This is a genomic window from Prochlorococcus sp. MIT2304 (assembly GCF_059772405.1).
This window is the reverse complement of sequence record NZ_CM186286.1, coordinates 1287506-1311556: the sequence shown is the minus strand read 5'-3', so window position 1 is coordinate 1311556 and position 24051 is coordinate 1287506. Positions and strand designations below refer to the sequence as shown.

General features: G+C 32.8%; 19 protein-coding genes. 6 read left to right on the top strand and 13 right to left on the bottom strand.

The genetic code is table 11. The features are described 5' to 3' along the window. Window positions 1–28 precede the first annotated feature (28 nt). The 6 genes from purL to AC6EIY_RS07560 all read right to left on the bottom strand — a co-directional run bounded on the left by purL (window position 29) and on the right by AC6EIY_RS07560 (window position 8319). Window positions 29–2440 carry a phosphoribosylformylglycinamidine synthase subunit PurL gene (gene purL, locus AC6EIY_RS07585; protein ID WP_498506335.1) on the bottom strand — a complete coding sequence of 804 codons (2412 nt, stop codon included), beginning with the start codon at window positions 2438–2440 and terminating at the stop codon, window positions 29–31. A gap of 3 nt (window positions 2441–2443) precedes the next feature. Next, a complete protein-coding gene (locus AC6EIY_RS07580) occupies window positions 2444–3226 on the bottom strand; it encodes a PRC-barrel domain-containing protein (protein WP_498506334.1) in 783 nt (260 codons plus the stop codon). A gap of 2 nt (window positions 3227–3228) precedes the next feature. Then, window positions 3229–4389 carry a DNA polymerase III subunit beta gene (gene dnaN, locus AC6EIY_RS07575; protein WP_498506333.1) on the bottom strand — a complete coding sequence of 387 codons (1161 nt, stop codon included), beginning with the start codon at window positions 4387–4389 and terminating at the stop codon, window positions 3229–3231. A gap of 373 nt (window positions 4390–4762) precedes the next feature. Then, on the bottom strand, window positions 4763–5869 hold the full coding sequence (thrC, locus tag AC6EIY_RS07570; RefSeq protein ID WP_498506332.1) for a threonine synthase: 1107 nt from the start codon (window positions 5867–5869) through the stop codon (window positions 4763–4765). A 26-nt stretch (window positions 5870–5895) separates the two neighbouring features. Continuing rightward, window positions 5896–6459, bottom strand: coding sequence for an alpha/beta hydrolase (locus AC6EIY_RS07565; protein ID WP_498506331.1), 564 nt, complete (start codon window positions 6457–6459; stop codon window positions 5896–5898). Next, window positions 6460–8319, bottom strand: coding sequence for an ABC1 kinase family protein (locus tag AC6EIY_RS07560; RefSeq protein ID WP_498506330.1), 1860 nt, complete (start codon window positions 8317–8319; stop codon window positions 6460–6462). Window positions 8320–8394: 75 nt separating this feature from the next. Here AC6EIY_RS07560 and AC6EIY_RS07555 point away from each other — a divergent pair, with 75 nt between their 5' ends. The 3 genes from AC6EIY_RS07555 to AC6EIY_RS07545 all read left to right on the top strand — a co-directional run bounded on the left by AC6EIY_RS07555 (window position 8395) and on the right by AC6EIY_RS07545 (window position 15396). Next, window positions 8395–10080 carry a DNA repair protein RecN gene (locus AC6EIY_RS07555; RefSeq protein WP_498506329.1) on the top strand — a complete coding sequence of 562 codons (1686 nt, stop codon included), beginning with the start codon at window positions 8395–8397 and terminating at the stop codon, window positions 10078–10080. Window positions 10081–10124: 44 nt separating this feature from the next. Beyond that, on the top strand, window positions 10125–13073 hold the full coding sequence (uvrA, locus tag AC6EIY_RS07550; RefSeq protein ID WP_498506328.1) for an excinuclease ABC subunit UvrA: 2949 nt from the start codon (window positions 10125–10127) through the stop codon (window positions 13071–13073). Window positions 13074–13269: 196 nt separating this feature from the next. After that, entirely contained in the window at window positions 13270–15396 is a 2127-nt protein-coding gene (locus tag AC6EIY_RS07545) for an HAD family hydrolase (protein ID WP_498506327.1), read from the top strand. Window positions 15397–15444: 48 nt separating this feature from the next. Here the strand turns inward: AC6EIY_RS07545 and AC6EIY_RS07540 are convergent, their stop codons facing one another. Genes AC6EIY_RS07540 through AC6EIY_RS07530 form a run of 3 tightly spaced genes read right to left on the bottom strand, consistent with a single transcriptional unit; the run spans window position 15445 to window position 17121 of the window. Further along, window positions 15445–15696 carry a hypothetical protein gene (locus tag AC6EIY_RS07540; protein WP_498506326.1) on the bottom strand — a complete coding sequence of 84 codons (252 nt, stop codon included), beginning with the start codon at window positions 15694–15696 and terminating at the stop codon, window positions 15445–15447. A 17-nt stretch (window positions 15697–15713) separates the two neighbouring features. After that, the gene (gene mraY / locus AC6EIY_RS07535) at window positions 15714–16865 is read right to left on the bottom strand and encodes a phospho-N-acetylmuramoyl-pentapeptide-transferase (RefSeq protein ID WP_498506325.1); all 1152 of its coding nucleotides are present in this window, start codon (window positions 16863–16865) and stop codon (window positions 15714–15716) included. Continuing rightward, window positions 16846–17121 carry a DUF3134 domain-containing protein gene (locus tag AC6EIY_RS07530; protein ID WP_498506324.1) on the bottom strand — a complete coding sequence of 92 codons (276 nt, stop codon included), beginning with the start codon at window positions 17119–17121 and terminating at the stop codon, window positions 16846–16848. The genes mraY and AC6EIY_RS07530 overlap by 20 nt, the downstream gene beginning before the upstream one ends. Window positions 17122–17408: 287 nt before the next feature. Between AC6EIY_RS07530 and AC6EIY_RS07525 the strand changes: the two genes are divergently transcribed. Both AC6EIY_RS07525 and AC6EIY_RS07520 read left to right on the top strand, forming a co-directional pair. After that, window positions 17409–17609: a cytochrome B6 gene (locus AC6EIY_RS07525; RefSeq protein ID WP_498506323.1), complete on the top strand. Its 201-nt coding sequence runs from the start codon at window positions 17409–17411 to the stop codon at window positions 17607–17609. A gap of 135 nt (window positions 17610–17744) precedes the next feature. Beyond that, a complete protein-coding gene (locus AC6EIY_RS07520) occupies window positions 17745–18947 on the top strand; it encodes an argininosuccinate synthase (protein WP_498506322.1) in 1203 nt (400 codons plus the stop codon). 41 nt (window positions 18948–18988) lie between these two features. Here AC6EIY_RS07520 and rpsF read toward each other — a convergent pair whose 3' ends face one another. From rpsF to AC6EIY_RS07505, 3 genes are all read right to left on the bottom strand, one after another. Beyond that, a complete protein-coding gene (gene rpsF, locus AC6EIY_RS07515; protein WP_498506321.1) occupies window positions 18989–19429 on the bottom strand; it encodes a 30S ribosomal protein S6 in 441 nt (146 codons plus the stop codon). A gap of 76 nt (window positions 19430–19505) precedes the next feature. Next, window positions 19506–19964, bottom strand: a complete 459-nt coding sequence (locus AC6EIY_RS07510) for a Tic20 family protein (protein WP_498506320.1) — start codon at window positions 19962–19964, stop codon at window positions 19506–19508. Window positions 19965–19986: 22 nt separating this feature from the next. Continuing rightward, entirely contained in the window at window positions 19987–20874 is an 888-nt protein-coding gene (locus tag AC6EIY_RS07505) for a shikimate dehydrogenase (RefSeq protein WP_498506319.1), read from the bottom strand. Between the two features lie 119 nt (window positions 20875–20993). Between AC6EIY_RS07505 and dnaK the strand changes: the two genes are divergently transcribed. Beyond that, window positions 20994–22883, top strand: coding sequence for a molecular chaperone DnaK (gene dnaK, locus AC6EIY_RS07500; RefSeq protein ID WP_498506318.1), 1890 nt, complete (start codon window positions 20994–20996; stop codon window positions 22881–22883). Window positions 22884–22891: 8 nt separating this feature from the next. Here dnaK and AC6EIY_RS07495 read toward each other — a convergent pair whose 3' ends face one another. After that, the gene (locus AC6EIY_RS07495) at window positions 22892–24004 is read right to left on the bottom strand and encodes an NAD(P)/FAD-dependent oxidoreductase (protein ID WP_498506317.1); all 1113 of its coding nucleotides are present in this window, start codon (window positions 24002–24004) and stop codon (window positions 22892–22894) included. Window positions 24005–24051: the final 47 nt, after the last annotated feature.

The following is a 24051-nucleotide window of genomic DNA, read 5'->3' as shown; positions in this document are numbered from 1 at the left end:
AATTTTAAATTGTGATTCATAAGAAATTTTATTTAACTATTTTTTTTAAGATAGCATTTTTATATGTATCTTTTATATGAAGAATATCAACATCTATAATCGAGTTATTATCTTGGTAAACTGATAATTTATTTTGATCATTTACAGTACCTAAATATGATATTGAAAAATTTATAGCTTGTTGTAAGGATATCTTCTTATAATAATTTTTTAATTTTAAAGTTTGTTCAGATGAACAACTTACTAATACTCTGCCTCCACCTTCAGCAAAAAGCAAACGATCTAATCTTGATTCACTTGAAGGAAGTTGAATAGTTGCACCAAGTCCAGAAGAAATACAACATTCTGCGAGAGCTACTACTAAACCGCCATCCCCTAAATCATGAGCAGAATTAATCATATCTTTTTTAATTATATTTCTTAGAAAAAATTGAACTTGTTTCTCTAAATCTAAATCTATTTCAGGTGGTCTTCCTGTTTTAAGACCATGTATGTATTCTAAAAAAGATGAAGCAGATAATGAAATCCTACCATCTTGAATACTATTGGTTTCTAAAGGTAATCCTAACATCCATATTTGATCACCTTCTTTAATCCAGGATTTTTTACAAACTTTATTTATATCCTCTATTAATCCAACCATACCAATTACAGGCGTAGGATGTATTGGTATAACAGTATTGTTTGGTAACTTTGTATCATTATATAAAGACACATTCCCGCCTGTAACAGGAGTGTTCATTACTTTACAAGCATTACTTATGCCTTTACAAGACATTGATAATTGCCAAAAACCTACTGGTTTTTCAGGAGAAGAAAAATTTAAATTATTAGTAATCGCTATTGGCTCAGCTCCTACACAACTTAAATTCCTAGCAGCTTCTGCAACAGCAGCCATGCTTCCACGTTCAGGATCTAAATACACCCATCTATCATTACAATCAACTGAAGAAGCTATACCTCTATTATGGTTTGATTTAGTTTTAAAATCTTTTTGAGAACGTATTCTTATAACAGCTGCATCGGCTTCGCCAGGAGCAACAACTGTATTGGATTGAACTTGGTAGTCGTATTGCTTATATATCCAATTTTTTGATGCTATTGAAGGACTACTTAATAAATTTAATAAAACATTGTTCCAACTAATAAATAAATTATTATTTATATTTATGGTTCCATTTTTTAAATTATTAGGTAGTAAGTCTTCAGTCCATTTCCAATGATCTTTTAAATAATCTGGAGTAGACTTTAATAATAAATGTTTTTCTATAGGTGTATCATCAGCAAGTGCAGATGCTGGCAGATTTGCTACAACTTCACCTTTATGTAATACTCTAACAACTTTTTCTTTTAAAACTTTTCCTACAACTTGAACATATAATCCCCACCTCGTAAATAATTGTCTTAACTCTTTTTCTGAACCAGGTTTAACTACAAATAACATTCGTTCTTGTGACTCTGACAACAAAAATTCATATGCAGTCATTCCTTTTTCTCTCGCTGGAACAAGATCAAGATCTAATTCGATTCCTACCTCACCTTTTGAGGCCATTTCAGAACAACTACAAGTAAGACCTGCGGCCCCCATATCTTGAGCAGCAATTACATATCCTGTTTTAAACGCCTCTAAACATGCTTCAATCAATCCTTTTTCAAGAAAAGGGTCACCCACTTGTACAGCAGGTCGATCATCTATAGAAGTTTTTGAGAGTTCCGAACTAGCAAAACTTGCTCCTCCCATTCCATCTCTACCCGTTGTATTTCCTACATAAAGAACTGGAAAATCAATTCCACTAGCTCCTGAACAAACTATCTTATCTGTTTCCATCAAACCCAATGCCATTGCATTAACTAAAGGATTACCTGAATAACTACTATCAAAACCTACTTCACCTCCTACTGTAGGAACACCTACACAATTCCCATAATGCGAGATACCTGCTACCACACCTTCTAATAAACTGATATTTTTTTTATCTTCTAATGGTCCAAATCTTAAAGCATTTAATATCGCTACTGGTCTTGCTCCCATAGTAAAAATATCTCTCAAAATACCACCTACCCCTGTTGCTGCACCTTGAAAAGGTTCTACGGCAGATGGATGATTATGGCTTTCAATTTTAAATACTAATTTTTGATTACAACCAATGTCTACAACTCCTGCATTTTCTCCAGGACCCACAAGTATTCTAGGCCCTGTTATTGGAAAATTTTTAAGTAAAGGACGAGAATTTCGATAACAACAATGTTCAGACCACATAACACCAAACATTCCTAATTCATTTCTATTTGGTGGTCGCTTTAGTCTTCTACAAATTTCAACATAATCAGATTGTTTTAATCCTTCTTGGTTTAGGGAAGATAAAACATCGTATTCAACAAAAAAATTTGGTTTATTAATTAATTGTTGAAAATCATTATTCTCTGAGAAAGCTGTCATAGATCAAATCCAAGGATCAAGATCTTTTTCATTAGCTAAACCCTTTTTTCTTGATCGCTTATTCATTCTATTAAATTCTTCTGAACTATCTATATCTAAATTATCAATCCAGTCATCGTATGAGTCCACAACCCTTTCAGTTTTAGAAGTGTCTTGTATAGATTCGAATGCGCTTTCGGTGATTTGATCATCAATCCACCCCTCAAGTTTATCAGAGGCATTGTATGTAAGATCTTGAAATTGCGTTTTCCATTTTCTACTTTTGATGAGAAATTCTTCTTTAAAACTAGCTTTTTGTATAGGTAAATCTTCAAACGAATCTATATCACATGAAATAGAACCGGGTTGTTTATCAATAATTTTAGATAGTGATAATAACCAACGACTTGTTCCTGGGATAAGTGGATTTGTTCTACTAACTAAATAGTATTGTATCTTTCCATTTTTAAAGTCAAACAGAAAATCGGCAACTAAACCTAATCTTTGCGCATTTCTATTAAAAACATTCGAATTTACCAAAGTAGGAAAACGTTCTAAAGTTTGATTATCAGAAATAGAACAAGGTCCTTTTACAAATACTTCTTGTTCATTTAATCCTTTTATTTGATCTAACCTCCAAACCTCTCTTTCCAGTCTTAAATTAGAAGGACGAGAAATAAATCCTAATATTCGATGAACAGGGGGGTGCATCCATGGATTAACAACTGGTCCATGGTCAATACCGTTTTCGCAGCGAACGTTATATTTTAATAAATCGCTTAATAGTAACTGATTTTTTTTATCCAAGACTAGTTTCGTATTTGAATTGGCATGACTAAATATATAAAATTCACATCACTGTTAATAGGTGAAAATACAGCTGGAGTTGTAGGTCCATTGCAACTCAACCTAATAAAATTTGAATCTATAACTTTAAGACCATCTAATAAATATCTTACATTGAATGCAATTTGAAAAGATTCACCTTTAAAAGAAACTGGCAGAGACTCAAAACCAGTTCCTATATCTTGAGCATCGGTACTAATTTTAATTATTTTGGCTGAACTATCAGTAGATATTTTAATAACATTATTATGTTGATCAGCTAAAACAGCTATTCTCTCTAATGAAGCAATAAATTCTTTTTTGTCAAATTCCAATATATTAGAAAAAGTATCAGGTAGTAATTGAGAGTAATTTGGATAAGAACCTTCTAGAGCTCTAATCGTTATAATTTCATCAAGAGATATAAAAACAACTTGCCCTTTATCAATAAAAAAATTAATAGGCTGATTAGTATCACAAGCACTTAAAAACTTTTCAACTTCTCTTAAAGATTTAGATGGTAATGTAATAGAAAATTTATCAAATTCTGAAAAATTATTTATATCTTTTGTTTGAGATAAAATATTTTTTAAATTTAATACAGCCAATCGATGTCCATCTGTCGCTGCAGACTCAATACCATAACCATCAAAAGTAAGATTAACACCAGTAAGTAATTGTTTAGCTTCATCTGTACTGCTTGCAAATAATGTAGATTTAATTGCATTAGATAGTAATAAAGGATTTAATTTTAATGAAGTACTGCTCTCTACTAAAGGTAAATCAGGAAAATCATCAGAAAGCATTCCTCTTACTTGATATGTACCACTTTTACTGGTTAATTCAACTTGTTGACTAACTTCATCAGATGTTAAAACTAATGGTGAATCGTTTGATAATTTAGAAACAATTTCTCCAAATAATTTAGCTGGCAAAGTAATAGCACCACTTTCATCTATAGAGGCTGATATCGAAGTTTGTATTCCTAAACTTAAATCAAAACCAGTTAACCGCAACTTTCCTGTCACTTCGTCAGCAGCTAACAAAACATTTGCTAGAACTGGATGTGTCGGTCGATTTGATATAGCTCTACTAACTAACTGAAGAGCAGTATTCAAATCTGATTGCGAACAACTTAGCTTCATTCCGTTATTTCAAAAAAGTCCATTGATACAAGAATTTCATAGCTATTTAAAAAAAGCAATACCGTTAAAAAAAACAAAAATTTTCACTTCTATTATATTTCTATATTCAAGATATGAAAATTAATTAGTAGTAGTAGGTCTTGTGGTTTTTGTGGTTTTTGCAAAAAACAATGATGTCAGCAGGTGTTTTTGAGATTTTTGCTGTGGAAAAGATTTCTTAAAAGTGGATAAAAACATACTTATCCACCTATAAAAACAATTGTGGAAAAGACAAAAAAATATTAAAGCAATTATCTCTCTTTTTTCCACAATCAAAACAATCAAAATCAGATAATATCAACAGACAGTTTTTCGATTGGATCTCTAAATATCCTTAAAAACCCATTTTTTTTGTAATAGAACTTATTTCCGCATCTACACCAGTATGAAAAATTGCATCATTATTTTTAATGGCGCAATCAGGATCTTTCAAGCCATTTCCTGTTAAAACACAAACAATGGTTGAATTTATAGGTACATCGTTTTTAATCTTTAATAAGCCTGCGACAGAAGCCGCACTAGCTGGTTCGCAGAAAATCCCTTCTTCTCTACCAAGAATTTTATAAGCTTCAATTATTTCTGAATCAGTAACAGAAGTAAATTTACCATTGCTTGAATCTTTTGCTTTTAATGCTTTTTCTTTATTAACAGGATTTCCAATCCTTATTGCAGTTGCAATTGTTTCTGGATTGCTAATACTTTTACCTTCGACTAAAGGCGCTGACCCACTTGCTTGAAAACCCATCATTCGAGGAAGTTTTTTCGATTTATTAGCATTAAAAAACTCTTGAAACCCCATCCAATATGCACTTATATTCCCCGCATTTCCCATCGGAATACATAACCAATCAGGAGCATTTCCAAGATTTTCTATTATTTCAAAAGCCGCAGTTTTTTGTCCTTGTAACCTGTAAGGATTTACGGAATTTACTAAGGTTATTGGATATTTTTCAGATAATTCTCTTACAATATCCAACGCTTTATCAAAATTTCCTTTAATGGCTAATATCTCTGCTCCATATACTAATGCTTGAGCTAATTTTCCTTGAGCCACATATCCGTCTGGAATAATCACAAACGATTTCATTCCTCCTTTACTCGCATAGGCAGCTGCAGAGGCAGAGGTGTTACCTGTGCTTGCGCAAATTACTGCTTCACAACCATTTTCTTTTGCTTTACTAATAGCCATTGTCATTCCTCTATCTTTGAACGATCCAGTTGGATTGAGACCGTCATATTTCACATATACTTTTACTCCTTTTCCAATTCGATTCGCTATCGAATTGACCTCTATTAGAGGTGTTCCACCTTCATTTAAAGAAATTATGGGAGTTTTATTTGTTATTGGCAGCCAAGGTTTGTAAGCGTTTATCAGCCCATTCCAATTGTTCTTTTTAGGGCTAGAGAAAAACAGTTTTTTAAATTTTTTAGAAAATGCCACTTACTTTACAAGTATTTTTAAACAATCTAAATGCTAGACCTTCCATCTTTTAGCTTTTGAAAAGGGGAATTTGAATAGAAATCAATTAAATCTTTTAATGATTCTACTTTTTTTAGTGTTTTTTTTAACGCATTGAGGTCTAAAGCAATATTTTTGTTTGGATACTCTTTAAAAAAATCAATAAGATTAATTTTTTCATTATTTTTATAAGAACTTATTATAATTCCAGACCTTATTGCTTTTGTTCTTGTTTTTATATTTGATATCTTATTAGGGTAAATAATTTTAGATAATCGGCTTAAAAAGACTTCACCTATTTTACTATTCAGTAACCTACTGCTTGTCTCTATTGGAACTTCTATTTTATAAGATAGAAATTTGTGCAGATCTTTATTATTTTGATTTGTGATTTTCATTAGATTTTTTAATTTTTTATTTGGTTTTTTTGTTTTTGTAAAGTTATTCAAATCTTCTATTTTTATTGTTCTACTAAAATTTCCCTTATAGAGAAAAAGATTCTCTGCGCTTTTTGCGTTAGGAATAAAAAATAAAAAGAATAAAAGTATAATATTTTTATAATTTAAATTCATTTATTGTTTTACACCAGCTGCAACTTTTACTAATCTAACTATTCCTTTTTCAGAAGTTTTTTTCACTAAACCATAACCCATCGTGTAAGTATCTTTAGTTGTAAGAATTTTTGGTAATTTTTTAAATAATAATTTTCTTTTGAATCCTGGGTTTGTTTTTGATTTATTAAACATTTTATTGAATGACGAAAAATTTAAAATTTGTTTTGTATCGATTTTATATGAGCTTGCTATGGTTTTTGAACGTATTTTTGATGGAAGTTTATTGTTTAGTTTAATAAGTGTTTTCCATCCAATAGAGTCAATTTTTGTAGCAAAAATATTTACTAATTCATTTCTAAGTAAAAAACCTTTATTAGAAAATAAAAAATCAATAGTTTGGTCTAAAATTTTTTCACTGTTTAACTTTTTTTCTTTAGTAGCACTTTTTAAAAGATCATCTAACCTTTCTAATTTTAGATTGTTTTCATCAAATAGCATTTCCTTCAAACTATTTCTTAGTTCCGGATTTTCATCTTCCATTAGACGTCTTGCAAAATAGGGATATGCAGCTCCAAGTATTTTAAAATTTGGGTCAACACTAAGTGCTATTCCTTCTAAAGTTATTAAGGATCTAATAATTAATGCGTAATAAGGTGGTAATTTAAAAGGAAATTTATACATAATACCTGACATATCATCTGTAACTGCTTTAAAATCCATTTTATTTACTCCTATTTCTAAAGCGCTGGTAAAAACACTTTCAAAAGCAGGTGCAATAGGTTTTAGATCGACTTCTTTTGATAGAAATCCTAACTGTACAAAGTCATTAGAAAGTTTATCAAATCTTCTGTTAACTAAATGAACAACTGCTCTAATTAATCCAACCCTTGATTCTTGTGTAATATTGCTCATCATCCCAAAATCTAAGTAACATAATCGTCCGTCTTCCATGGCTAATATGTTTCCGGGGTGAGGGTCTGCATGAAAAAAACCGTGTTCAATAAGTTGTTGAAGACTACAACTTACGCCAATTTCTATCATTTCATTTGGATCGATTCCTAATTTTTTCACTGACTCAATATTCGTTAATTTAGTGCCGTCTATCCACTCCATTGTTAGTACTCTTCTGCTTGTTGCCTTTCTGTAGATTTTTGGAACTGCGATTTTAGTATTTTCACTGTGCAACTCTTTAAATTTTTCTGCGTTGTTAGCTTCGTTTATATAATCCATCTCCTCGAAAATTCTTTTTCCTAGCTCGTCGATTAATGCAACTAGATCGCTCCTAATAATCCCGATATTATTTTTAAACCAAATTGCTATATTTCTCACTATGTATAAATCTAGAGTGATTTGCTCTCTTAAGCCTGGCCTTTGAATTTTAACAGCAACTTTTTCTCCACTTTTCAGTATCGCTTTGTGGACTTGACCTAGAGATGCGGCTGAAATTGGTTCTTTATCAATTTTTATAAAAATGTTGCTTACTTTATCTTTTAAATCTTCTTCAATACAAGCCATTGCAAGCTTACTCTCGAATCCTGGTAACTGGTCTTGAAGCTGGGCTAATTCTTCTAAAACTACTTGAGGGACAATATCTGGCCTGGTAGACAGTGCTTGTCCAGCTTTAATGAATGCTGGCCCTAAATCCACAAGGAGTTGGGTAAATTCTTTTGCTCTATATGTCTTTCTCTCGGTCTTTTCTAGAGAACCAATTAATTTTTCCCAACCAACACCAATTAATAATAATCCGATTGGCAATAGCGTCTGCCAAAGCCTTCGGACTAGACGAATTGGATTTTTTTTGTAGATTAAGTCAATAGCAACAGGATCATACTCAAGTAGACCTGAGGCTTCAATAAAATCGCTTAATTCTTCAGCCATTTTGGTATGGCAATGTTTTACATCTCTTCTAGTTCATTTTACGCCCAGTCCGTGTCTTTTTGATTGCTTTGACTTATGTTAAATAGCCTTCGTTTTCATAACATAGCTCTATTTGGAAATCTAGAGATAGACTTTGATGAAGGATTTACTGTTTTTACAGGGCAAACGGGTTCAGGTAAATCAATATTTCTTGATACGTTAAATGCTTTATTAGCAAATAAAAAGACTACTTTCGATAATCGGTTGGTAGCCAAAGGTTCTGTTTTTTCCTCAATCGAGGGTGTGTTTTCAGTTTTGAAAAATACAAAAAATTGGTTAAATAATCAAGAAATTGATATTGATGAAGAATTAATTATTACGCGGGAATGGCGTTTCAAAGATAATAAATATAAATCTAGATTTAGAATTAATGGTGTATTAGTTAATAGAGATCAAATATCAGAATTGAGATCATTGCTTTTTGATCTTACACTACAAGGTGATACTTCTATTTTGAATGATTCATTGCATCAATTATACTTGCTAGATTCTTTAGGCTTAAAAGCAATTCAAGAATCCATTGCTAAAGTTAAAAATGATTGGAAAATATGGCATAATTCTAATTTAAGACTAGAAGCAGTAAGAGATAAAATCTCTGATTTAAAAAAAGAGTTTGAGGAAATGGAGTATATATATGAAGATTTAGATAAATTAAAATTAGAGGATCCTGATGAGCTAACAAAGTTAGAAATTGATCAGAATCGTTTATCAAACCTTTTAAGATTAAAAGAAGGAGTTAAAGCTTTATTGATTCGTTTAAATGAAAGTTTAGATGAATATCCATCTGTTTTAGACCATACTAATTTTTGTATTAATGAATTAAAAATATTGTCTCAAATAGATTCTTCTCTAGTACCTATTTTTGATAATTTTTATAGCATTAGTAATAATCTAAATGACGTAATTTGTCAGATTAATGATTATGAAAAAACATTAGATATTGATCCATCTTTTTTAAATGATCTACAAGTTAGATTATCAACTTTAAAATTTTATCAAAAAAAATATAACAGAAATATTCCAGATCTTATTAGCTATAAAAAAGAATTAATTAATTGCTTATCTTCACGTGATGATTCGATTAATATAAACCAGCTTAATTCTTCTGAATATAAAAAAAGAATTATTAGAGATCAGTCTAATAAAGAGTTATCCTCTATTAGAAAAAAAGTTGCTTTGCAACTTGAGGATAAACTTATAAAGACTTTAAAAAAGTTAGGCATTCCTAATGTTCGTTTTAAAGTTCTTTTTGAAAAATGTGAGCCAACAATTAATGGAATCGATAAAATTAATTTTATGTTTTCAGCAAACCCAGGACATCCTTTGGCACCTCTTGCTGAAACAGCATCGGGGGGAGAGAAATCTCGTGTTCTTCTTGCAATGAAGGCGATTTTTTCTACCTTTGATCAATCTAAGCTCTTGATTTTTGACGAAATTGATTCAGGTGTTAGTGGCTCAGTTAGTAGTTACGTAGCTAATTTGCTTTCTGACTTGTCAAGGCATCGGCAAGTATTTTGCGTTACTCATCAACCATTAATTGCAGCATATGCTGATAATCATTTTTCTTTAAAAAAGACTGTTCTTGCTGATAAGACTAAATCAACTGTTCTTGATTTAAAGGAAATCGCTGATAGGCAGAGAGAATTGGCTCTATTAGCAGGTGGTGATATTGTAGAAGCTAATGCTTATGCGGCGAGCTTGCTGGAACACAAAGCTGCATGATGAGCATATTTTTTTATACAATTAGCTATTAAAAATTTTCCCTAATGGGAAGTTCAAAACCTAATTCAAAACAAAAGACATTAAATATTGGTTCTTCTAATGAAGAAGTCATAACTATTCGTGGTGCCAGGCAACACAATTTAAAAAATATTGATTTATCTATTCCAAGAAATAAATTTGTTGTTTTTACAGGCGTTAGTGGAAGTGGTAAAAGTTCTTTAGCTTTTGATACGATTTTTGCTGAAGGACAAAGACGATATGTTGAGAGTTTGTCTGCTTATGCAAGACAATTTTTAGGTCAGGTTGATAAACCAGATGTTGATTCAATTGAAGGTTTATCTCCAGCAATTTCAATTGATCAAAAATCTACTAGTCATAATCCTCGCTCAACAGTTGGAACGGTCACGGAAATACAAGATTATTTTCGTTTGCTATTTGGAAGAGCGGGAGAACCCCATTGCCCTGAGTGCTCTAGGCCAATTAAGCCTCAAAGCATTGATGAGATGGTTGATCAAATCAAGACTCTTCCTGAAGGGACTCGATATCAATTACTTGCACCAGTCGTTAGAGGCAAAAAAGGAACACATTCAAAACTTTTGTCTGGACTTGCTGCAGAGGGATTTGTTCGAGTAAGAATTAATAAAGAAGTTAGAGAATTGGCAGATAATATTGAATTAGATAAAAATCAAGTTCATTCTATTGAGGTAGTGGTTGATAGATTAATTGCGAGAGAAGGGATCGAAGAGAGGTTAACTGATTCATTAACCACTACTTTGAAAAGGGGAGACGGCTTAGCAATAGTTGAAGCAGTACCGAAAAAGAATGAAGAACTTCCTAAAGGTATTGATAGAGAAAGATTATTTTCAGAAAATTTCGCTTGTCCAGTCCATGGGGCTGTAATTGAAGAACTATCTCCAAGACTATTCTCCTTCAATAGCCCTTACGGAGCATGTCCCGATTGTCATGGCCTTGGTCATTTGAAAAAATTCACTTGTGAGAGAGTTGTACCTGATCCGTCATTACCGGTATACGCTGCTGTTGCACCATGGAGTGATAAAGATAATTCATATTATTTTTCATTATTATTTTCAGTAGGTGAGGCTTTTGGTTTTGAAATAAAAACTCCTTGGAAAGATTTAAAAGAAGAGCAAAAAAATATCTTATTAAACGGTAGTAAAGAACCAATTTTAATAAAGGTGGATAGTAGATATAAACAAGATTCTGGATTTAAAAGACCTTTTGAGGGTATTTTACCTATTTTAGAAAGACAGTTGCAGGATGCAAATGGTGAAGCGGTTCGTCAAAAGTTAGAAAAATATCTTGAATTAGTTCCTTGTGCAAGCTGTCATGGTAGGAGATTACGTCCTGAGGCTCTTTCTGTAAAACTTGGCCCATTTTCAATTACTGACCTTACTTCTTCAAGTGTTTCAACCACACTTGAGAATGTTGAGGATTTAATGGGTTTTGAGAAAACTAAAAATTCAAAGCAATTGCTTTCCTATAAACAACAGAAGATTGGTGAATTAGTTTTAAAAGAAATTCGATTACGTCTTCAATTTCTATTAGATGTTGGACTTGATTATTTAACTCTAGATAGACCAGCAATGACTTTGTCTGGCGGGGAAGCTCAAAGAATAAGACTAGCCACCCAAATAGGTGCAGGTTTAACAGGAGTTCTGTATGTTTTAGATGAACCTAGTATTGGACTACATCAAAGAGATAATGATCGATTATTGTCTACTTTAAAAAAACTACGTGATCTAGGTAATACTTTGGTTGTTGTTGAACATGATGAAGACACCATTAGAGCGGCAGATCATTTAGTGGATATAGGTCCTGGTGCTGGTGTCCATGGAGGAAAAATTATTGCTGAAGGATCTATCGATAGCTTGTTAACTGCAAAAGAATCATTGACTGGTGCCTACCTTAGCGGACGTTCATCCATACCTACTCCTGCTAGTAGAAGAGATTCAGTTCAAAGAAAATTACGATTAATTGATTGTAATAAAAATAATCTAAAAAATGTTTCAGTAGATTTTCCATTGGGTAGGCTAGTTGCAGTTACTGGTGTTAGTGGTAGCGGTAAAAGTACTTTAATAAACGAATTACTACACCCTGCTTTAAATCACTCTTTAGGGTTAAAAGTTCCTTTTCCAAAAGGATTAAAAGAGCTGAAAGGTATAAAATCTATTGATAAGGTTATTGTTATTGACCAATCTCCAATTGGCAGGACTCCGCGATCTAACACGGCTACTTATACAGGCGCGTTTGATCCTATACGTCAACTTTTTGCTACTTCTGTTGAAGCAAAAGCGCGAGGATATCAAGCAGGACAATTTAGTTTTAATGTTAAAGGTGGAAGATGTGAAGCTTGTCGTGGTCAGGGTGTAAATGTAATTGAGATGAATTTTCTTCCTGATGTTTATGTTCAATGCGATGTATGCAAAGGAGCTCGATTCAATCGAGAGACATTACAAGTTAAATATAAAAATTTTTCTATATCAGATGTATTAGAAATGACAGTTGAGCAAGCAGTTGATGTTTTTTCAGCAATACCTCAAGCCGCGGATAGACTCAGAACACTTTTAGATGTTGGTCTTGGATATATTAAACTTGGACAACCTGCTCCAACATTATCTGGGGGAGAAGCTCAAAGGGTAAAACTTGCTACTGAATTATCTAGAAGAGCTACAGGAAAAACTCTTTATTTAATTGATGAACCCACAACTGGTTTAAGCTTTTATGATGTTCATAAATTAATGGACGTCATTCAGAGATTGGTAGACAAAGGAAACTCAATTATTGTAATTGAGCATAATTTGGATGTTATTAGATGTTCAGATTGGATTATTGATATGGGTCCAGAAGGAGGCAACCGTGGAGGAGAAATTATTGTCATGGGTACTCCAGAAGAAGTAGCCAAAGATTTAAATAGTCATACAGGTACTTACTTAAAAAAGGTTTTGAAATTACATCCTCCAATTAAAGGTTGAATATTTAATAGGTTTCGTACATATTCCTTAATGTTTGGAGTTGATTTCGTTGTTTTTGATTTATAAATAGTTTCAAAAACAAGTGATAGCAAGCTTTTTGAAAATTTAATATTTATTTAAATAAATCATTATTCTTTCTTTAGGTTTAAGGGGTGCAAAATCAATTATTTATCCAACAACTCACAGGAGGGTTAGCTTGGGGTTAAAACTTTTACATTTAAATTTGCATGGGCTAATCCGATCAAATGATCTTGAATTGGGCAGAGATGCAGATACTGGAGGTCAAACTTTATATGTTTTGGAGTTAGTAAAAGGACTTGCAGCAAGACCTGAAGTTGAAAACGTACAACTCATTACAAGATTAATCGTTGATAGGAAAGTATCCTCTGACTACTCGAAGCCCGTAGAAAAGATATCAAGTTGTGCTGAAATTATTCGATTATCTTTTGGTCCTAAGCGTTACCTCAGAAAAGAATTGTTATGGCCTTATTTGGATGATTTAGCTGATCAAGTAGTTCAAAGATTACGGAAACAAAATAACTTTCCTGATTGGATTCATGCTCACTATGCTGATGCTGGTTATGTTGGAGCATTAGTCAGCAGGAGATTAGGCTTGCCATTGGTTTTTACTGGCCATTCATTAGGTCGTGAAAAACTCAGAAGATTATTGGCTGCTGGAATAGATCATGATCAAATAGAGCAAACTTACTCAATTAGTAAAAGAATTGATGCAGAGGAATTGGCTTTAGCTCATTCAAACTTACTCATAACAAGTACTAAACAAGAAGCTGAAGTACAGTACGCTCGCTACGGGCGATTTAGCTCTAAAAACGTAGTAGTGATTCCACCAGGTGTTGATCTAAATCGTTTTCATCCAATAGATTCTGTTTTAGATAAAGAAGAAAAAGAATTAAATAAACTTTTTAAGCCTTTTCTGAGAGATTTAAATCTTCCCCCTCTCTTAGCTATATCAAGGGCAGTTAGGAGAAAAAATATTCCCGCGTTGCTTGAGGCTTATGGCCGTTCGTCAATATTGCAGCAAAGACATAATCTTATTTTAATTTTAGGTTGTAGAGAAGATGCACGACAGCTTGATAAACAGCAAAGAGAAGTATTTCAGCAAGTTTTTGAATTGGTTGATAAATATAATTTATATGGAAAAGTTGCTTTTCCAAAACAACATAAAAGAGAGCAAATTCCCTCAATATATCGTTGGGCTGCAAATAGAAAAGGATTGTTTGTTAATCCTGCCTTAACTGAGCCGTTTGGCTTGACATTGCTGGAAGCTGCTGCGTGTGGCTTGCCAATGGTTACTACTGATGATGGAGGTCCGAGTGATATTTTGTCTCGTTGTGATAATGGTCTACTCGTAGATGTAACTGATTTAGAGGCCTTTCGAGATGGGTTAGAAACTGCTGGTTCAAATCCATCTTTATGGAACACTTGGAGAAACAATGGAATTGAAGGAGTTAGCAGGCATTTTAGTTGGGATGCACATGTTTGTAATTACATTGCATTGATGCAGAAGCGTTTGAAATTTCTTGCACCTCGTTATTTGACATTTGTAAATACAAAAGAAATAAGTCCTATTGGTCATAAACTATTATTTCTTGATTTAGATAATTATCTTGAGGAATCTAAAGGCTTATTAATATTGAGAAATAAACTAAAAGATCATTCATTTAATAAAAATATCAAATTAGGAATTTTAACCGGTAGATCAATTAAAGCTGCCCGTTATCGATACGCAGAAACACAACTACCTACACCTGCTGTTTGGATATGTCAGGCTGGTACTGAGATTTATTATGCTGATACAAAAAAATCAGATATTTTTTGGCAAGATTTAATATCTGTTGATTGGAATCGGAGTGACGTTGAAAAGGTTTTGTTCGATTTAAAAGAGTATCTAGAGCTTCAATTAACTGAATTCCAAGGTCCTTTTAAGGTTAGTTATTTGTTAAAAGAACCTAGTCATGCAATTTTACCTTTGGTACGAAAAAGACTTAGGCAGTCTGGACTTGCCGCAACTCCTCACCTTAAATGTCATTGGTATTTAGACGTTGTTCCTTTGCGAGCATCGCGAGCGGAAGCCATAAGATTTTTGACTTTACGTTGGGGCATATCTTTAGACAAAGTTCTTGTAGTAGCAAGTCAACAAGGTGATGATGAGTTGATAAGAGGATTGACTACTAATGTTGTTCCTTTTGATCATGATTCATCATTAGATGGATTGAGAACCCAACAAAGAGTTTTCTTTTCTGATGATCAAGATGATGTCTTAGATGGTTTAAAACATTTTCGATTTTTAACAAGTCATTAATCTTTAATATTTTTAAATCTTTTTAGTATTTTTTGAACATAAATGAATTTATTTTTTGTCTTTTTCAAGGATTAATGTAAGTTGTTGATATGGTGGCTCTTCACTAATGAAACCCCAATCATTAAAAATTTTTGAATCTATATGAGTTATTATTTGTTGTTTGTTTCTTTTTTCTACTTTAAAGCCATCCGCTGACATTTTTCTCATAAGTCTTGCTGATTCTTCAAACCGAGCAGCCATGGAATCTAGAGTTTCACAGTCCCTTGTTAACCCTTCTTCTTTCCAAGTAAAATAGGTCATCAGTTCAATTTGAAGATTTAAGATTTAGCGAAAAATACTAGATTGATTATTATTAATAATAATGTAACAAACCAGAAGCTACTCACAATATGAGTTTCTTTGTTACCTTTGAGCTCAAAATGGTGATGTATTGGAGTCATCAAAAATATTTTATGTCCTTTCCCTTTTATTTTCTTAGAAATTTTAAAAATACCTACTTGAGTTATTACTGAGATTGATTCTGCTGCAAGTACTCCTCCCATAACTAATAGAGACCAAAGATTATTTGATATCAGTGCAATGCCACCAAGAGATGCTCCAATAGCTAAAGATCCTGAGTCACCCATAAATAATTTCGCTGGATGTTTATTAAGAACAAGAAAACCCATAGAACTCCCAGCCATTACTATGCAAAGAGGAGCTAGGGTTTCAGAGTAAGCTTGATTCTCTATTAAAATAGTTATCGCTAAACCTGTAAAAATTAAAGCACTACATCCACTTAGTAAGCCATCTAAACCATCAGTCAAATTAGTTGAATTGCTTTCTGCTAATAATACAAATATTCCTAAAGGATAAATTAAATTTTCTATATTAACAATTTTATTTGCTATTTGAATATTACTAGACAGCAAATTATTTGATACGCAAAAAATAATAAAAATAAGACTGATAAAAAATTGAAAAATTAATTTTTGATTCGAAGTAAGACCAGTATTAAATTTTTTTTTCAAACTTATTAAATCATCAATTAAGCCTATTAACATAAAAGATATAATGAGTAAGCTCAAAGTCAAAATAATTCTGTAATCTTGACTTTTAAAATATAAAATATTAGCTATTATGATTGCTATTGGAATAAAAAGAACTCCTCCCATAGTGGGAGTTCCTTGTTTTATATAATGTTTCTTTGGACCTTCTTCTCTAATTATCTGCTGAATTTTTATTTTTTTTAAGATGGGAACACTTATATAAGTAATAAATGATGATATTAGTGCTGCAATTATAAAGGGAATAGTTAAAGAGTAATTTTCAAAATATAAATCACAAAATAAAGATGCAAATGTAATTATTCCAAATAAAATAAATATTTGAGAATTAATATTATTGAAAAATGATATTTTTTTTTTATTTAAAGGCTTATTATATTTTTCCACAACTAAAGCTATTAAATTAATCTTCCCACTCTTCATCTGTTGTTTCTTCTTCGGCTTTATAGTCCTCTTTTTCTCCCATTAAAGCTGAAAGCTCTTCTTCTTCTACAGTACTTATTTCTTGATCATTCGAATCTTCATCCGAAACTAATCTCCCACTAGTCTCTAGCCATGATAATAAATCGGGTTCTTCTCGCAGAGGTAGAACAGGAGCAGGTTCTTGCCTGGCATAGCGAGTTAGTGCGGGGTTGATACCGTCTAAACTAGATAAATTGATTTTTTTTAGATCGCTCATATCGGGATTTTGATCGATGAATTAACATAATGCATTATGGATTAATTTTCTAATCTTTATGCTGACTTCAAAGCTGACACTGATGATTTGTACTTGGGTAGTGGCTTTCTTAGTAAGTATTTCTCTTCGTGTGGTTGGTTTTATTCATCCTCAACCTTTTTCCATAAATCTTTTTTTAGTGTGGTTTTTGCTTTTTGGTCCTTCTATTTTTCTTTTAATTTATTTTTGGGCTAGGAGATTTTTTTCAATAGATTCGTTAACTTAACTTAAATTTTCAATTGATTTTAATGTTCGCATCTCTTTTTTTTATTTTTACTACAAATGATGATGTTAAAGATCTATTGATTTTCGGACATGATATTAATTCTTGGTTGGTTTATGTACTTATTTTTTTTGGGTTAACCTCTTTGGCTTTTGTTTCGGTATGGCTCATAGGATTTTTTACTGAAAGCCAATCAGGAAAATCTATTAAGCAGCCCTGGGAATAAATTTTGTATCTTTTTTGCGATTTTTGAGATCTTGAAAATATTTGAATCAGCATTGAAAATCTAAATGAGAAATATTGTCCAATAGTTCTCTATATTTAATAAGAAGAATTGAATTTCCTCATAGGAGAGAACCATATGGGAATAGCTAAAAAAGTTGTTTTGGCCTATTCAGGAGGAGTAGATACTAGTGTTTGTATTCCCTATTTGAAGACGGAGTATGGAGTTGAGCATGTGATTGCTTTCGCGGCAGATCTTGGGCAGGGCGATGAGCTGGATGTAATCAAAAAAAAAGCTATTTCAGCTGGAGCATCGAAGTCATTAGTCGGAAACTTAGTAAAGCCTTTTATTGAAGATTTTGCTTTTCCAGCAATTAGGTCTAATGCTCTATATCAAGGTAAATATCCGCTTTCAACGGCATTAGCTAGACCATTAATTGCAAAAAAACTTGTTGAAATTGCAAGGGAATTAAATGCCGATGGAGTCGCTCATGGGTGTACGGGCAAGGGTAATGATCAAGTTCGTTTTGATGTGACAATTGGAGCTTTAGCTCCTGATTTGAAATTGCTTACACCAGCGAGGGAATGGGGAATGAGCCGCGAAGAAACGATTGCCTATGGAGAAAAATATGGAATAGTTCCTCCTGTTAGTAAAAAAAATCCTTACTCAATTGACCTGAATCTTTTGGGTAGAAGCATTGAAGCAGGTCCATTAGAAGATCCTTTTGAGATGCCATCCGAAGAAGTCTTTGGTATTACCTCCTCAATTGCTGATTCACCTAATACAGCTGAGATAGTTGACATTCTTTTTGAGAATGGTTACCCAGTTGCAATTAATGGAGAATTGATGGATCCTGTTTCTCTTGTAAAAAAAGCTAATAGCCTTGCAGGAAAACATGGTTTTGGACGTTTGGATATTATTGAAGACAGAGTAGTAGGGATTAAAAGTCGAGAAATTTATGAAACACCAGGATTGCTTTTATTAATTAAAGCTCATCAAGAAATGGAGAGCTTAACTTTACCCGCTGATTTATTAAATACTAAATTTAACCTAGAAAGACAATGGGCAGACTTGGTTTATAAAGGTTTCTGGTTTAGTCCTTTAAAAGAAGCATTAGATGGATTTATTAATTTTTCTCAAAAGTATGTCAATGGAATTGTAAGGATAAGGCTTTTCAAGGGCAATGCTGATGTTATTGGTCGAAAGTCGCAAGAAAATAGTTTGTACATTTCAGATATGTCCACTTATGGAGGTGAGGATAAATTCAACCACAAATCCGCTGAAGGATTTATTTATGTATGGGGATTGCCCAGTCGAATTTGGTCTTGGATAAACAAGTAAAATGTAAGATTCTTTATTTTATTTAGCTCTTATCTTTATCTTTATTCTTTTGATTCTTTTGACTCTTCTTTATTATCCCCTTCTACAGTTGATTCGGCTTTAACTTCAGTAGATTTTACTTCTTCTTTTTCTGTTTCAGATTTTTCAGGTTCATCGTCCTTAGATGTTGATTTTGGAGTTGGCAAAGGACCAAATTGTTTAACTGTGAGGTATCGAATAACATCTTCACTTAACCTCATTGCTTTCTCTAGGGTTGCAACTTGCTGACCATTGCCTTGATGACTTAATTGCACATATACTCCCTCTTTATGTTTAGCAATTGGATAAGCAAGTCTTCTTTTGCCTCTCATTTGGCTATCTAGTACGTCAGTTCCTGATTTCTCAAGAATTTCGCTATATTTTTTTATGTGGCTATCTACTTCTTCTTCCGGGATATCCGGACGAAGAATGTACATAGTTTCGTAATAGGGTTTTTCAGACATGGATGGAATTTCCGACTAGGACTTAAGGCTCATAAAGAGCGACGGAGTTATGATCCTATACCGAGGTGGTAACTTTTCACAATTGTATTTTTGTTGCTTCGCTGATTGTGGGCAGGTCAGGTTCCTTCCCTTGTGTGCAAGACCAAACACAATAAAAAATCATTGAAAAAAGACTAATGAATAAAGTACTAGAGAAGGTTCTTATAATTAATGATTCTAGAAAAGGACTAAAAAGAATTTCGAATACAAAACTAACTATGATTATGCCAATATTAATTAGCAATGATTGCAGTGCGTTAAAACGTAAAAAATAAGATATTTTACTATTTCTTATTAGTCCAATATAGATAGCTAAAAATAATAATAAATTTCCAAAAGGTATTGACCTTTCGATTAGAATAATTGGTATTGCAGGTATTTGAGTGATTTGAGTAAAAGGATACTTTATAAATAAATGATTACCAAATGTAAGTGAATCAGCCCAAGGAATCATATAAAGAATAACTCCTAATATTTTTTCTCCTGGTGAAGGCATAAGAAATTTTATTTTTTTAAGATTAAACTATTAAATGTTTCTCTGCACATGATTTCATTATTTGAGTAGGCACGTTATTAAAACCACTCCAAAGTTTTATTGATAAGGCACCTTGCTCGACAAGCATATCAAGACCATCAATTACAAAACAATTTTTTTTCTGCCCAAGTTTCAACCAGTTGGTTGGTCTTGGAGTATAAATTAAATCGTACAGAATAGTTTTGTTAGAGAGGCTTTCCCATATTTGATTGCCAAGAGGAATATTGTTTTGTTGAGTATTTAGGCTATTCATTCCGATTGGAGTTGTGTTAACAATTAAATCGGCTTCATTGATATATGATCTAATGTTTATGTCGTTATTATTAATAGCTTCAATTGATATATGGTTTTTTGATAATAAGTTTTTCATGCTTCTTACAAAAATATCTAATGAATTTTCATTTCTACCAATTATTTTTATGTTTTTAACATTTAAACTATTTAACCCCATAACTACAGCTCTTGCGCTGCCTCCACAACCCATGACAACTACATTTTTATCCATTAAACTATGATTTTTTAATGGTATCAAGAATCCCTCTACGTCAGTGTTAGCACCTATCCATTGATTATTTTTTTCCGGTATTAGTGTATTAACTGCTTGTATATCATTTGCAATTTTAGTTAATTTATTGCAAGATTTAAGAACTTCTTGCTTGTGAGGAATAGTTATATTTAATCCTTTGCAATCTACAAATCTTAGGGCAGTTGTTAAATCGTAAATATTTTTTTTATCGCAAGGTATTGCTAAATAACACCAATCAAGTCCCATTTCTTCATATGCCGCATTGTGCATAATTGGAGAAAGTGAGTGATTTACTGGCTGTCCAAGAAGTCCTACTAGTTTAGTTTTTCCAGTGATAGCAATCATTTCGTTAAAAAGTTGATTTGAAATTTATCAGAGACTGTTCGGGAACCACGCCTCGCCTCAAACAGGTCTCACTGACGAGGATGTTACTTAAAGAAAGAAATTAAAGGAGTTAATCACCCATGGGGAAGGTTGTTGGCATCGATCTTGGAACTACAAATAGTTGTGTTGCAGTAATGGAGGGTGGTAAGCCAACTGTAATCGCAAATGCTGAGGGTTTTAGAACCACTCCATCAGTGGTTGCTTACACAAAAAATCAAGACCAACTGGTTGGACAAATTGCGAAGCGCCAAGCAGTAATGAATCCAGAAAACACTTTTTATTCTTCCAAGAGATTTGTTGGACGAAGGGTAGATGAAGTAAACGACGAATCTAAGGAAGTCAGTTATGGAGTTGAAAAAGCAGGTTCTAATGTCAAATTAAAGTGCCCCATACTAGATAAACAGTTTTCTCCTGAAGAAGTTAGTGCTCAAGTTTTGAGAAAACTTTCTGAGGATGCAGGAAAATATTTAGGTGAAACAGTCACACAAGCTGTAATTACTGTTCCGGCGTATTTTAATGATTCACAAAGACAAGCAACCAAAGACGCAGGGAAAATAGCAGGCTTAGAGGTTCTTAGAATTATCAATGAGCCAACTGCCGCTGCTTTAGCTTATGGTTTAGATAAAAAAAGTAATGAAAGAATCTTAGTTTTTGATTTGGGTGGTGGAACTTTCGATGTATCTGTTTTAGAAGTTGGTGACGGAGTATTCGAAGTTCTCTCTACATCTGGAGATACTCATTTGGGTGGAGATGATTTCGATCGTGCAATTGTTGACCACTTAGCCTCAACATTCAAAAGTAATGAGGGTATAGATCTACGCCAAGATAAACAAGCCCTTCAACGTCTAACTGAAGCAGCTGAAAAAGCGAAAATAGAATTATCAAATGCTACTCAAAGTGAAATAAATCTTCCTTTTATAACAGCCACACCTGAAGGTCCAAAACATCTAGATTTGACACTCACAAGAGGAAAGTTTGAAGAGTTAGCAGCAAATCTTATTGATCGCTGCAGGGTTCCAGTCGAACAAGCTTTGAAAGATGCAAAATTATCTACTGGTGAAATAGATGAGATTGTCATGGTAGGAGGTTCTACAAGAATGCCAGCAGTGAAAGAGTTGGTAAAAAGAGTCACTACTAAAGATCCAAACCAAACAGTTAATCCAGATGAAGTCGTGGCTGTTGGAGCAGCTATTCAGGGTGGAGTTCTTGCTGGCGAAGTCAAAGATATTTTGCTCCTTGACGTAACTCCTTTATCTCTTGGGGTTGAAACTTTAGGTGGGGTGATGACAAAAATGATCTCAAGAAATACCACTGTTCCCACTAAAAAAGCCGAAACATATTCAACAGCAGTTGATGGTCAAACGAATGTAGAAATTCACGTTTTACAAGGAGAACGTGAGATGGCTTCCGATAACAAAAGTCTTGGAACTTTTCGTTTAGACGGAATACCTCCTGCTCCAAGAGGTGTTCCTCAAATCGAAGTGACTTTTGATATTGACGCTAATGGAATCCTAAGTGTCACCGCTAAAGATAAAGGTAGCGGTAAAGAGCAAAGCATCTCAATTACTGGTGCCTCAACTTTGTCGGACAGCGAAGTTGATAAAATGGTTAAGGATGCTGAAATGAATGCTTCTGCGGATAAAGAAAAGCGTGAAAAAATTGATATTAAAAATCAAGCTGAAACACTTGTGTATCAAGCTGAAAAACAAATAGGTGAGCTTGGCGATAAAGTTGATGAAGAAGCAAAAACTAAAGTCGAAGAGAAACGAGTCAAGCTAAAAGAAGCTGTTGAAAAAGACGATTATGAACTTATGAAGTCTTTAGTAGAGGAGCTTCAACAGGAATTGTATTCACTAGGAGCTTCTGTCTATCAGCAAGCAAACGCTGCTTCACAAGCTGCTGATTCAAACACTGATAATAAGCCTGATGGAGATGATGTTATTGACGCTGACTTTACCGAAACAAAATAAATTTATATTTATTGGTTCTCTATTTTAAGTCCAATCCATTCAGCACATGCAGGAGCTAATAAAATACCATTTCTGTAATGTCCTGTATTAATTAATAAGCCAGTTTCTAATTCTTTTATTAATGGACTTGGTTCGTTTGTTGGTCTAGCTCTTATTCCACTCCATTCATTGCTAATTCTTGCATTTCTGATCCACTTTGGAGCAGTATCTTTTATTTTTAACATAACTTGTTTTTCAAGTTGGCTTGGACTGATGCCACGCTCTACAGTTGCTCCAACTAGTAGGTGATTGGGCTTATTGTGTATAAAGTTTATTGATTGATAATTTAATATTCCAGGCCAATCTTGCCAATTAATAGCTTTGTCTTCTAATTCTAATTCAACAACTTGACCTAAGATCGGCTCTAAAAATATTTTATAACCTAATGGTGCTAATAGTTTTTGAGTATTTAATGCTGAGCAAAGTACTACAAAATCTTGATTCATATATTTATTATTTCCTAAATTAATATTCCATCTTTTTTCATGTAATTTATTATTTTTACTTATTTTAACAACATTATTTTCTATTTTATTTATTTTGATTTGATCAAGACTATGCATTAATACTTTTATTAATTCTATGGGATTTAAACGACCATCTTCATGTGAAATTACTCCTCCTATTAACTTTGTTTCAAATGTAGAATTCCAAAAATCTAAAGAATTTTTATCTAAAAGTTCAATTTTAAATCCCTTTTTATTGTTTATTATTTGAATCATTGATTGATATTCTTTTTCAGAACTTGCTAATTTAATTAATGGTTTTTCTAATATTAAATTGAACTCAGGATAGTCTATGTCAGCAAGCCATTCTTTCCATAACTTCATACTCCTATTCCGTAGTGAAAAAGCTCTTCCTTTTGATTTTTTGTAGATATTTCCCATTAGAACCCCTAAACTAGCTTGTGTCCCATTTTTAGGATTTAAATTATTTATCTCTGAATTTACCATTGGGTCGATTAAATTTACTTTGTAACCTTTTTTCCCTAGATAAAATGCAGTTGTAATTCCTGCTATACCACAACCAATAACTGAAATTTCAATTTGCTTTATGTCTGTTTTTGGGCTGTTTGTTTGCATAGATGTTATGAAATTTGCTTGTTAATTTTCAATGAGTGGTCTAAAAA